We start from the raw sequence: 11,564 nt of genomic DNA, 5'->3' as shown, positions 1-11,564 counted from the left end.
GCCCCCCCCCCCCCGCGACCATACCGCAAGACGCAACCCATCGGCACGATCTGAGGCCTTTTGCCGGGCCAAGGACCGTCCCGCAACAGCGGAGACACGGGCATGGCTTTGCTCAGCTTCGAACGAAAATACCGTGTGCCGGGCGGCACCTTGATTGGCGGGAGCCTTTTCGACTTCTGGGTCGGACCCTTCTATGTCGGGTTCTTCGGGGTCACCACCATCTTCTTCGCCACGCTCGGCTTTTTGCTTATCCTTTGGGGAGCCGCGATGCAGGGCACGTGGAACCCCCAATTGATCTCCATCTTTCCGCCGCCGGTGGAAAATGGTCTGAACGTGGCCGCGCTCGACAAGGGCGGTCTTTGGCAGGTCATCACCGTCTGCGCGACGGGCGCCTTCTGCAGCTGGGCTCTGCGTGAAGTCGAAATCTGCCGCAAGCTCGGGATCGGCTTCCACATTCCGGTGGCCTTCTCGATGGCGATCTTTGCCTATCTGGTCCTCGTCGTGATCCGTCCGATGATGATGGGGTCGTGGGGCTACGCCTTCCCGTATGGTATCTGGACGCACCTCGACTGGGTGTCGAACACCGGCTACACCTACGGCAACTTCCACTACAACCCGTTCCACATGCTGGGCATCAGCCTGTTCTTCACCACCGCCTGGGCGCTGGCGATGCACGGGGCTCTGGTCCTTTCGGCCGCCAACCCGGTCAAAGGCAAGACGATGCGGACGCCGGACCACGAGGACACCTACTTCCGTGACCTCATGGGCTATTCGGTCGGCACGCTCGGCATCCACCGCCTCGGCCTGCTGCTTGCGCTGAACGCGGTGTTCTGGTCGGCCATGTGCATGCTCGTCTCCGGCACCATCTACTTCGATCTGTGGAGTGACTGGTGGTACTGGTGGGTGAACATGCCGTTCTGGGTCGACATGGCAGGAGGCATCAATGGCTGAGTATCAGAACTTCTTTAACCAGGTTCAGGTCGCCGGTGCGCCCGAAATGGGCCTCAAGGAAGACGTCGACACCTTCGAACGCACGCCTGCGGGGATGTTCAACATCCTCGGCTGGATGGGGAACGCCCAGATCGGGCCGATCTATCTCGGCATCGCCGGCACCGTCTCGCTGGCCTTCGGCGCGGCCTGGTTCTTCACCATCGGTGTGTGGTACTGGTATCAGGCCGGGTTCGATCCCTTCATCTTCATGCGGGATCTGTTCTTCTTCAGCCTGGAGCCGCCGCCGGCCGAATACGGTCTTGCGATCGCTCCGCTGAAACAAGGGGGTGTCTGGCAGATCGCGTCGCTGTTCATGGCGATTTCGGTCATTGCCTGGTGGGTCCGTGTCTACACCCGCGCCGACCAGCTCGGCATGGGCAAGCACATGGCCTGGGCTTTCCTCTCGGCGATCTGGCTGTGGTCGGTTCTCGGCTTCTGGCGCCCGATCCTGATGGGTTCCTGGAGCGTCGCTCCGCCCTATGGCATCTTCTCGCACCTCGACTGGACGAACCAGTTCTCGCTTGACCACGGCAACCTGTTCTACAACCCGTTCCACGGCCTCTCGATCGCTGCCCTCTACGGCTCGGCGCTCCTGTTCGCCATGCACGGCGCGACGATCCTTGCGGTGACCCGTTTCGGCGGCGAACGCGAGCTGGAACAGATCGCTGACCGCGGCACCGCCTCGGAACGCGCCGCCCTGTTCTGGCGCTGGACGATGGGCTTCAACGCCACCATGGAAGGCATCCACCGCTGGGCGATCTGGATGGCCGTGATGGTGACGCTGACCGGCGGTATCGGCATCCTGCTCTCGGGCACCGTTGTCGACAACTGGTATGTCTGGGCGCAAGTCCACGGCTACGCCCCCGTGACCCCGTAAGGAGAAGAGACCATGTCCATGTTCGACAAACCCTTCGACTACGAAAACGGCTCGAAGTTCGCGATGGGGATCTGGATCGGTCGTCAGATGGCCTATGGTGCCTTCCTTGGCTCGATCCCGTTCCTGTTCGGTCTGGGTCTGGTGCTGGGTTCCTACGGCCTCGGCCTGATGCTTCCCGAGCGTGCCCACCAGGCGCCCTCGCCCTACACGACCGAAGTCGTCGTTCAACACGCGACCGAAGTCGTCTGAGACCGCTTTCCCCGGCCGCGCCCGTGTCGCGCGGCCGGGGTATTCCGTTCCGGGCCAAGGCCCGGAAACTCCGGGGCCCCACAGCCCCGATCCCTTCCCTGTTGATGACAGGCACCTGGTGCCGCAGGTCCGACCCCCGCGGCACCCTTTTGGACCAGACAGCTCATCGGAGGACGCAACCATGAGCGCCACGCCATCCCGCACCCCCCATCTTGACCGCGTGACCGGTCCTGCCGATCTCAAGGCGATGAGCATTGCCGATCTGACGGCGCTCGCCTCCGAAGTCCGGCACGAGATCGTCGAAGTGGTCAGCCAGACCGGGGGGCATCTTGGTTCCTCGCTTGGCGTCGTCGAGCTGACGGTCGCGCTGCATGCGGTCTTCAATTCGCCCGGCGACAAGCTGATCTGGGACGTGGGTCACCAATGCTATCCGCACAAGATCCTGACCGGCCGCCGGTCGCGCATGCTGACGCTGCGCCAGGCGGGGGGGATCTCGGGCTTCCCGAAACGATCTGAGAGCCCGCATGACGCCTTTGGCGCGGGCCATTCCTCGACCTCGATCTCGGCCGCGCTCGGCTTTGCCGTCGGTCGGGAGCTGGGCCAGCCGGTCGGCGACACCATTGCCATCATCGGCGACGGCTCGATCACCGCGGGCATGGCCTATGAGGCGCTCAACCACGCGGGCCATCTGAAATCGCGGATGTTCGTGATTTTGAACGACAATGACATGTCGATCGCGCCGCCGGTGGGGGCGCTGCAGCATTATCTGAACACCATCGCCCGCCAGGCGCCCTTTGCGGCGCTGAAGGCCGCGGCCGAGGGGATCGAGATGCATCTGCCCGGCCCGGTGCGCGATGGCGCGCGCCGCGCCCGGCAGATGGTGACGGCGATGCCCGGCGGCGCGACGCTGTTTGAAGAACTCGGCTTCGACTATATCGGCCCGGTCAACGGCCATGACATGGCGGAACTGGTGGAAACCCTGCGCGTCACCCGCGCCCGCGCCTCGGGTCCGGTCTTGATCCATGTCTGCACCACCAAGGGCAAGGGCTATGCCCCCGCCGAGGGGGCCGAGGACAAGCTGCATGGCGTGTCGAAATTCGACATCGAGACCGGCAAGCAGAAGAAATCGATCCCGAATGCGCCGAACTACACCGCCGTCTTCGGCGAACGTCTGACCGAGGAAGCCGCGCGCGATCAGGCGATCGTCGCGGTGACGGCGGCGATGCCCACCGGCACCGGCCTCGACATCATGCAAAAACGCTTTCCGCGCCGGGTCTTCGACGTCGGCATCGCGGAACAGCATGCGGTGACCTTTGCCGCGGGCATGGCGGCCTCGGGGCTGAAACCCTTCCTGGCGCTTTATTCCAGCTTCGTGCAGCGCGGCTATGACCAGCTCGTGCATGATGTCGCGCTGCAGAACCTGCCGGTGCGGCTGATGATCGACCGCGCCGGGCTGGTGGGGCAAGATGGCGCGACCCATGCCGGGGCCTTCGACGTCTCGATGCTGGCGAACCTGCCGAATTTCACCGTGATGGCGGCGGCGGACGAGGCCGAGCTTTGCCACATGGTCGTGACGGCGGCGGCGCATGACGCGGGCCCGATCGCGCTGCGCTATCCGCGCGGCGAGGGCCGGGGCGTCGAGATGCCCGAACGCGGTGAAGTGCTGGAAATCGGCAAGGGCCGGGTGCTGAAAGAAGGCACCGAGGTCGCGATCCTGTCCTTTGGCGCGCATCTGGCGCAGGCGCTGAAAGCGGCCGAGATGCTGGAAGCCGAGGGGGTTTCGACCACCGTCGCCGATGCCCGGTTCTGCCGTCCGCTCGACACCGATCTGATCGACCGGCTGATCGAGGGCCACGCGGCGCTGATCACGCTGGAACAGGGCGCGATGGGCGGTTTCGGCGCGATGGTGCTGCATTACCTGGCGCGCACCGGCCAGCTGGAAAAGGGCCGCGCCATCCGCACGATGACGCTGCCCGACTGCTACATCGACCACGGCTCGCCCGAGGAAATGTATGCCTGGGCCGGGCTGACGGCGCATGACATCCGCGACACCGCGCTGGCGGCGGCGCGGCCGTCGAAATCGGTGCGGATCGTGCACAGCGCGTAAGACCGCGCGCGACACTGCAAAGATGCACGGACAAGGCATTAATTCGCCGCGTCCGTGCATTTGGCTTGCCTGCGACAAGGTGACCATGACACAGTCGGGCAGGGTCTCGCGGTCGGGCGGGGCGCGCAGTCGGACGAAGCTCTTGAAATTCCAACAAGTTTACTACGTGCTTGACCCGGAAAGCCGGATTCTGTGGATCGGTGGCGACTGGGACGAGTTCGCGCTGGCGAATGGCGGGGCCGCGGCGCGGTCCAATCTGATGCTGGCGACACCGCTTGCCCGCCATGTCGCGGGCGAGACCACCCGCGCGGCGCTGGCCCGGATGATCGCCGCGGTGCGCGAGGTCGGCGCCCCCCTGCGCATCGACTATCGCTGCGACAGCCCGACGCTTTTGCGCCGCGTGCAGCTGACGATCCAGCCGATGAAGGACGATCGCGTGCTGATGGTGCATGATCTGCGCGATGCCCGCAGCTTCGCGCAGGCGCTGCCGCGCTGGCAGGCCGATGAACGGGCCGCGGCGCAGAAATGTTCTTTTTGCGGCGCGGTGAAGCTGCCGGGGCACGGCTGGACCTTTGCCGAGGATCTGGGGACGCGCCACCCGCAGGCGGTCGATTACGCCGTCTGCCCCGGGTGCGCGGCGCAGATCGACACGGTGGTGACGCGGCTGCGGCAGCGCCGCATGTCCGGCAGCCCGATGACGGGCGGCTTCGGCCCGGGCGCAGAAGGCTAGATCCGCCGCAGCGCCGCCTTGGCGACCAGGGGGCCGGTGGCGATGCCCGCGGGCGATCCGCCCAGCGGTTCTTCGGTGATCGCCAAAGTCGCATCGGCCAGCATCGGCCGGATCGCCTCGGGGATCGGCATCGCCGCCTGGCCGCGCCGCGGCATCACGCCGAGCGAAATCGGCGTCGCTTCGCCCGCGATCACCCACAATTCGAAATCATGCCCCGGCGCGGGCGCATTCCCCCCCATCGAGACCCGCATCTCGCCGGTTTCGCTGTCATAAAGCGCCGCCAGCCGCACCGTGCCATCGCTGGAGACCATGTCCGACACCAGCAGCGGGCCGCGCGCGGGCAGGATCGGTTGCCCAAGCGTCAGCAGGGCGGCCAGAAACGCCACCGACAGCCCCGAGGCCCCGGCCAGCCAGCGCCACAGGCCAAAGCCCGTCCGCGCGGGCGGCCCGAAAACCCGCGTCTCGACCGCGCCCCAGACCCGCGCCGGGGGGGCGACGGGCGTCACCTCGGCGGCCAGCGGATCGAACCGGCTTTCCCAACGCGCCACTTCGCGCGCGAAATCGGGATCGGTCGCGATCCGCCGCACCGCCGCCTGCCGCTCGGCCCCGGGCAGGGTGCCCAGCACATATTCGCCCGCCAGCGCGATATCGTCCTGCCGCAACCCGTTCATCCTTCCAGACACTCCCGCAGCGAGATCAGCGACCTGCGCAGCCACGACCGCATCGTGTTCAGCGGCACGGCAAAACGTTCGGCCAGCTCCAGATAGCTTTCGCCCTCGACATAGGCGCGCCGCACCGCCTCGGCGCGGGTGCGATCAAGCCGGGTCATGCAGTCGTCGATCCGCCGCCCCTCCGAGGCGCGGATCGCCACCGCCTCGGGGCCGGGGGCCTCGGCGGGCAGGTCTTCCAGCACCTCGACGCCCACATCGCCGCCCTTGCGTCGCCGCAGCCGGTCGATGCACAGATTGCGCGTGACCGAATTCAGCCAGGCGGCGGGGCTTGCCACCTCGGGCACATAACGGTCGGCATTCATCCAGATTTTCACGAAGACATCCTGCAAGGCATCCTCCGCGTCACGGCGGTCCTTGAGGAGACGCAGGCAGATGCCAAAAAGTTTCGCGCCCTGCACGGAATAAAGCTGCGTCAGCGCGGCACGGTCGGCCAGCGCCACCCGCGCCAGCAATTCGCCCAGATCCTGTCCTGCATCCGCCATCTGATCCGGTCGCCTTTCGCCGCTTTCGTCGTTTCGGACGCAACCTTTTGCCCGCCGGCCGCGTCTTGTCAAAAGAAGAATGACACGAGCCCGGCCGCGATGACAACCGCCCCGGTTGCGCTTGTCGCTTCGGACGCGCAGGATGGTGAAAACGGAGGACATGGATGGACCGCAGGTTGCTTGCCCCGCTGGTGCTGATCGGGACGCTGACCTTTGCCGGATCGCCGTTCCTGACCGACGGCTTTCGCGGCTTCACGCCGTCGCAATTCCCGGTCGTCGCCGAGCGCTGGCCGGTGCAACCGATCGGCTGGGCGTTCTCGATCTGGGGGGCGATCTATCTTTGGCTGATCGCCGGGGCGGCTTACGGGCTGGTCCGGGCCTGGCGCGACGAGGGCTGGCAAGAGATGCGCCCGGCGCTGATCCTGTCGCTGGCGGTCGGCAGTTTCTGGATCACCGTGGCGAACCTGCAGCCGGTGCTGGCGACGGTGATGCTGATCTTCATGGCGGCGACCGCGATTGCCGCGTTTTTGCGCGCGCCAAGGGGCCGAGGCGGGGCCGGGCTTTGGGCGGCGGGGCCGGTCGGGCTTTATGCGGGCTGGGTGACGGCGGCCTGCGGCGTCGCCATCGCCATCACGCTGGGCGGGCAGGGGGTGTTGACGGGCCAGCAGGCGGCCTATCTGTCGCTGACGGGGGTCATCTTGACGGCGCTGGTCGTGGTCTGGCGCCGCCCCGAGGTGCCAAGCTACGCCTTTGGCGCGGGCTGGGCGCTCTTTGGGGTGATCGTGTCGAATGCCCGGGCGGGGGACTGGCCGGTGCTCTCGCTCGCCTTGGTCGGGCTTTTGCTTGTCGCGGCGACGCTTCTTTTGCGCAGGAGGAAACTGCAATGAAACTCAAGCTGATGGCGGCCGCGGTCCTGAGCGGCTTCGGGGCCTTTGCCGCCCCCGTGGCGCGCGCGGCCGAGGTCGAGGCGCCGACCTTCACCTTCCCCTCGATCGAGGGCGGGGTGATCGACACCGCGGCCTATCGCGGCCATCCGGTGCTGGTCGTGAACACGGCGTCGCTGTGCGGCTTCACCCCGCAGCTCGAGGGGCTGCAGGCCTTGCACAAGATCTGGGGGCCGAAGGGGCTGATCGTGCTCGCCGTGCCCTCGGACGATTTCAAGCAGGAGCTGGGCAGCGGCAAGGACGTGTCGGAATTCTGCACGATGACCTATGGGCTGACGGTGCCGATGACCGACATCACCCCGGTTCTGGGCGAGGGCGCGCATCCGTTCTTCAAATGGCTGAAGGAGACGCAGGGCTTCGTGCCGCGCTGGAATTTCAACAAGGTGCTCTTGGATGGCGAGGGCCGGGTGGTCGCCACCTGGGGCTCGATGACGAAGCCCGAAAGCAGCGCGATCCGCGCCGCCTTCGAACCGCTTCTGCCGGGGGCGTAAGTGGCGAAGAGGGTCCGCAAGGCCGATCTGGCGCAAAAGATCTGCGCCGGATGCGGCCGCCCGTTCGCCTGGCGCAAAAAATGGGCGCGGGACTGGGAGAACGTCAAGTTCTGTTCCGACCGTTGTCGCCGCGCGCGATGAGGCTGGTTTTTATCCTGGGCGATCAGCTGACGCGGGGGATCTCGTCGCTCGACGGGATCGATCCGGCGCGCGATGTGGTCTTGATGGTCGAGGTCGCGGCCGAGGCGACTTACGTGCGCCATCACAAGCAGAAACTTGTGCTGATCCTGTCGGCGATGCGGCATTTCGCCGAAGAGTTGCGGGCCGAGGGGATCGCGGTCGATTACGTCCGGCTGGAGGATCCGGGTAATGCGCAGGATTTCACCGGGGAACTGGCCCGGGCCGTGGCGCGGCACCGGCCCGAGGCGGTGGTGGTGACGCATCCGGGCGAATGGCGGGTTCTGCAGCTGATGCGGGGCTGGGCCGAGGGGATCGGTGTGCCGGTCGAGATCCGCGAGGACGACCGTTTCCTGTGTCCGCCCGCGGAGTTCGCGCGGCTGACGGCGGCGGGCAAGACCGGGCGGATGGAATATTTCTACCGCGAGATGCGGCGGCGCACCGGCTTGTTGATGGAGGGGGCGAAACCCCTTGGCGGCAAATGGAATTTCGACGCCGAGAACCGCAAGGCCCTGCCGCGCGGCCATCAAGGCCCGCAGCGCAAACGCTTCGCCCCGGATGCGATGACGGAGGAGGTGGCGGCCCTCGTCGAGGCCCGGTTCCCGGATCACTTCGGCCGGCTCGATCGCTTCGGCTGGCCGGTGACGCGGGCCGAGGCGTTGGCTGCGCTCGACGATTTCCTGCGCGTCGGTCTGCCGTCTTTTGGCGACTGGCAGGATGCGATGCAGACGGGCGAGGATTTCCTCTATCATGCCCTGATCGCGCCCGCGCTGAACATCGGCCTGCTGACGGCGCCCGAGGTCGCGGCGGCGGCCGAGGCGGAATATCACGCGGGCAGGGCGCCGCTGAACGCGGTCGAGGGCTTCATCCGGCAGGTGATCGGCTGGCGCGAATTCGTCCGCGGGCTCTATTGGACCGAGATGCCGGGCTATGCGGAAACGAATGCCCTGAACGCGACGCGCCCGCTGCCCGCCTTCTTCTGGACCGGCGAAACTGCCATGCGCTGTCTGGCCGAGGTGATCCGGGGCACGCGGGACAATGCCTATGCCCATCACATCCAGCGCCTGATGGTGACCGGCAATTTCGCGCTTCTGGCGGGGATTGCACCCGGCCAGATCGAGGCCTGGTATCTGGCCGTCTATGCCGATGCGTTCGAATGGGTCGAACTGCCGAATGTGCACGGGATGGTGGCCCATGCCGATGGCGGGCGGCTGGGGTCAAAGCCCTATGCGGCGGCGGCAGCCTATATCGGGCGGATGTCGGATTACTGCCGCGGCTGCGGGTTTGACGCCAAGGCGCGGACCGGGCGGAAAGCCTGTCCGATGAATTACCTTTACTGGAATTTCCTGATCACCCATCAGGCGCGGTTCGGGAAGAACCCCCGGATGGCGCTGCCTTACAAGGCCCTTGCGGCGATGGGGGAGGGGGAGCGGGCGGCGATCACCGCCGAGGCCGAGGCGTTCTTCGCGCGGATGTCGGCGCCCGAGGCGCCGTCAGGGCAGTTGTCGTTGGGGTGGTAGTTTTGGCCGCGGCCGGTGACGCGGCCATGCGAGACAGTGATTTTGGCGACGCCGAGTGCTTCAGGCACTCGGCCAGCGCCCGCCCCGCCCCATGGCGGGCGCTTTCGCGCCGCCCGGGCCGGGCGCTGGCCTCTGTTGCGCTTGGGATTGGCGGTCGTGTCCGACCGTTGCGCTGCGGGCGGGGAAAGGCGGTGCCTTTCCTTCTCCGCCCGAAACCGGATCAGCGGCCGCGGATGCGCGGGTCGAGCGCGTCGCGCAGACCGTCGCCGATGTAGTTGACCGACAGCACCGTCAGCGAGATCGCGATGCCGGGCAGGATCACCCGCCAGGGGTAAAGCTGGATCTGATCGACGGCATCGAACAGAAGCCGTCCCCAGGTCGGGAAGTCCGGCGGGAAGCCGAGGCCCAGGAACGACAGCGCCGATTCCGTGATGATCGCCGAGGCGATGCCGAGCGTGGCCGACACCATGATCGGGCTCATCACGTTGGGCAGGATGTGGCGCAGCACGAGCCGATGCGAGGGCGTGCCGATCGAGCGCGCCGCCAGCACGAATTCGCGTTCCTTCAGCGCCAGCACCTCGCCGCGCACGATCCGCGCCGTCTGCATCCAGGAGGTCGCCCCGATCGCGGTGACGATCAGCAGGAAAATCCCGCCCTCGGGGCCGAAGCCCTTCGACAGCGGATCGCGGAACAGCGTCACCATCAGCAAAAGCAGCGGCAGCAGCGGCAGCGCCAGAAACAGGTCGGTGAGCCGCATCAGATGCCCGTCAAGGCGCCTGAAATAGCCCGCAAGCACGCCGATCGTGGCGCCGAGGAAGATCGAGAGCGACATCGCGGTGAGCCCGACCGAGATCGAGACCTTGCCCCCCGCCATCATCCGCGCCAGCAGGTCGCGGCCGAGTTGGTCGGTGCCCAGGGGATGCGCGAACGAGAAGCCCTTGTTGCGGGCGCGGAAGTCCACATAGGTCGGGTCGATGTGCCAGACCAGCGGCCCGATCAGGATCAGGCCGAGGATGAGCACGAAGATCGTCAGGCCGACCAGCGCACCCTTGTGGGTCTTGAACTGGTCCCAGACGTCCCACCACTGATTGCGGGGCGGACGGATTTTGGCGGTGGTGGTGTCAGTCATAGCGGATCCGCGGGTCGAGGATGCCGTAAAGCAGATCGGCAATCAGGTTGAAAAGCACGATCAGCACGGCGAAGATGAAGGTCAGCGTCATCACCATCGGCAGGTCGTTGGCGTGGATGGCCAGGATCAGCTGCTGGCCGAGCCCGTTCACCTTGAACACCTGTTCGGTGATGATCGCGCCGCCGAAGATCGAGGGCACGCCCAGCGCGATCACGGTGACGACCGGGATCAGCGAGTTGCGCAGCACGTGGATCAGCACCACGACGCGCTCGGTCAGGCCCTTGGCGCGGGCGGTGCGGACGTAATCCTGCCCGAGGTTGTCGAGCATGGAAGACCGCATGAAGCGCGAGATCTGCGCCGCGTTGAACAGCGACAGCACCGTGACCGGCATCACCATCTGCTTGAGCTGCTTGGCGAAACTTTCCCAGTCGGTGACCTGCAACGTGGTGTCGTAGACCATCGGGAACCATTGCAGCTTGACCGCGAAGATCACGATCAGCACGACGCCGGTGAAGAAGGTCGGCACCGAAAAGCCGATCATCGAGACGAAGGTGCCGAGGTTGTCGAACCAGGAATATTGCCGGTAGGCCGACAGGATCCCGATCGGCACGGCGATCAGCACGCCGATCACATAGGCCGAGCCGACGACGATCAGCGTCTGCGGCATGCGTTGCGCGATGATGTCCATCACCGGCTGGCGCGACTGGAACGAGATCACCCGCTGCATGTCATCGGCCAGATGCGTGCCGAAGAGCGTATCGATCAGATGCATCGGCTCGATCCAGAACATCTGCTTGAGCCAGAGGAAATAGCGCACATACCACGACGCATCGAGGCCGAGCGCGGTCCGCATCTTCGCCTTCACTTCGGGCGGCACGGTCAGGGGAACCTCGCCCAGGGGGTCGCCGGGGGCGGCCTCCAGAAGCAGGAAGATCACCAGAGAAATGATCAGAAGCGTCGGGATCGCAATCAGCAATCGTCGCATCGTATACTGGAACATCGGCGCCTCGGCTCGTCTCTCTTGTCTCTCGGGGGGTGGCGGGGGGGGGGGGGGGGGGGGGGGGGGGGGGGGGGGGGGGGCGCGCCCCCCGCCCCGCCCCGCGCCGGGCGCGGGGGGCGGGGCGGCGGGGGGGGGGG

General features: G+C 66.6%; 13 protein-coding genes. 9 read left to right on the top strand and 4 right to left on the bottom strand.

The features are described 5' to 3' along the window. The first annotated feature begins 102 nt into the window (after positions 1-102). The 5 genes from pufL (at position 103) to FBT96_RS15815 (ending at position 4,953) form a co-directional block, all read left to right on the top strand. The gene (gene pufL, locus FBT96_RS15835) at positions 103-951 is read left to right on the top strand and encodes a photosynthetic reaction center subunit L (RefSeq protein WP_055209562.1); all 849 of its coding nucleotides are present in this window, start codon (positions 103-105) and stop codon (positions 949-951) included. Continuing rightward, entirely contained in the window at positions 944-1,867 is a 924-nt protein-coding gene (gene pufM, locus FBT96_RS15830) for a photosynthetic reaction center subunit M (RefSeq protein WP_136908305.1), read from the top strand. The genes pufL and pufM overlap by 8 nt, the downstream gene beginning before the upstream one ends. A 12-nt stretch (positions 1,868-1,879) precedes the next feature. Further along, on the top strand, positions 1,880-2,116 hold the full coding sequence (pufX, locus tag FBT96_RS15825; RefSeq protein ID WP_111395987.1) for an RC-LH1 core complex protein PufX: 237 nt from the start codon (positions 1,880-1,882) through the stop codon (positions 2,114-2,116). A gap of 181 nt (positions 2,117-2,297) precedes the next feature. Then, a complete protein-coding gene (gene dxs / locus FBT96_RS15820; protein ID WP_136908303.1) occupies positions 2,298-4,223 on the top strand; it encodes a 1-deoxy-D-xylulose-5-phosphate synthase in 1,926 nt (641 codons plus the stop codon). 85 nt (positions 4,224-4,308) lie between these two features. Beyond that, a complete protein-coding gene (locus FBT96_RS15815) occupies positions 4,309-4,953 on the top strand; it encodes a hypothetical protein (protein WP_169583517.1) in 645 nt (214 codons plus the stop codon). On the opposite strand, the gene FBT96_RS15810 is transcribed toward FBT96_RS15815, so the two are convergent. Together FBT96_RS15810 and FBT96_RS15805 are read right to left on the bottom strand one after the other, a co-directional pair. Then, on the bottom strand, positions 4,950-5,624 hold the full coding sequence (locus tag FBT96_RS15810) for an anti-sigma factor (protein ID WP_136908299.1): 675 nt from the start codon (positions 5,622-5,624) through the stop codon (positions 4,950-4,952). The two genes, FBT96_RS15815 and FBT96_RS15810, sit on opposite strands and share 4 nt — an antisense overlap. Next, positions 5,621-6,166 carry a sigma-70 family RNA polymerase sigma factor gene (locus FBT96_RS15805; protein WP_136908297.1) on the bottom strand — a complete coding sequence of 182 codons (546 nt, stop codon included), beginning with the start codon at positions 6,164-6,166 and terminating at the stop codon, positions 5,621-5,623. Before FBT96_RS15805 ends, FBT96_RS15810 begins: the two co-directional genes overlap by 4 nt. Before the next feature lie 164 nt (positions 6,167-6,330). On the opposite strand from FBT96_RS15805, the gene FBT96_RS15800 reads away from it, so the two are divergent. Genes FBT96_RS15800 through FBT96_RS15785 form a run of 4 tightly spaced genes read left to right on the top strand, consistent with a single transcriptional unit; the run spans position 6,331 to position 9,298 of the window. Then, on the top strand, positions 6,331-7,053 hold the full coding sequence (locus FBT96_RS15800) for a hypothetical protein (protein WP_136908295.1): 723 nt from the start codon (positions 6,331-6,333) through the stop codon (positions 7,051-7,053). Continuing rightward, positions 7,050-7,601 carry a glutathione peroxidase gene (locus FBT96_RS15795; RefSeq protein ID WP_136908293.1) on the top strand — a complete coding sequence of 184 codons (552 nt, stop codon included), beginning with the start codon at positions 7,050-7,052 and terminating at the stop codon, positions 7,599-7,601. The genes FBT96_RS15800 and FBT96_RS15795 overlap by 4 nt, the downstream gene beginning before the upstream one ends. After that, positions 7,602-7,742 carry a DUF2256 domain-containing protein gene (locus tag FBT96_RS15790; RefSeq protein ID WP_136908291.1) on the top strand — a complete coding sequence of 47 codons (141 nt, stop codon included), beginning with the start codon at positions 7,602-7,604 and terminating at the stop codon, positions 7,740-7,742. After that, positions 7,739-9,298: a cryptochrome/photolyase family protein gene (locus FBT96_RS15785; protein ID WP_136908289.1), complete on the top strand. Its 1,560-nt coding sequence runs from the start codon at positions 7,739-7,741 to the stop codon at positions 9,296-9,298. Before FBT96_RS15790 ends, FBT96_RS15785 begins: the two co-directional genes overlap by 4 nt. Positions 9,299-9,518: 220 nt before the next feature. Here the strand turns inward: FBT96_RS15785 and FBT96_RS15780 are convergent, their stop codons facing one another. After that, complete coding sequence (locus FBT96_RS15780; RefSeq protein WP_136908287.1) at positions 9,519-10,427, bottom strand: ABC transporter permease; 909 nt, start codon at positions 10,425-10,427, stop codon at positions 9,519-9,521. After that, the gene (locus tag FBT96_RS15775) at positions 10,420-11,427 is read right to left on the bottom strand and encodes an ABC transporter permease (protein WP_136908285.1); all 1,008 of its coding nucleotides are present in this window, start codon (positions 11,425-11,427) and stop codon (positions 10,420-10,422) included. The genes FBT96_RS15780 and FBT96_RS15775 overlap by 8 nt, the downstream gene beginning before the upstream one ends. Positions 11,428-11,564: the final 137 nt, after the last annotated feature.

Source organism: Rhodobacter capsulatus (assembly GCF_005144475.1).
Classification (GTDB): domain Bacteria; phylum Pseudomonadota; class Alphaproteobacteria; order Rhodobacterales; family Rhodobacteraceae; genus Rhodobacter; species Rhodobacter capsulatus_C.
The sequence above is the reverse complement of the archived record's forward strand: the minus strand, read 5'-3'. Positions and strand labels throughout refer to the sequence as shown.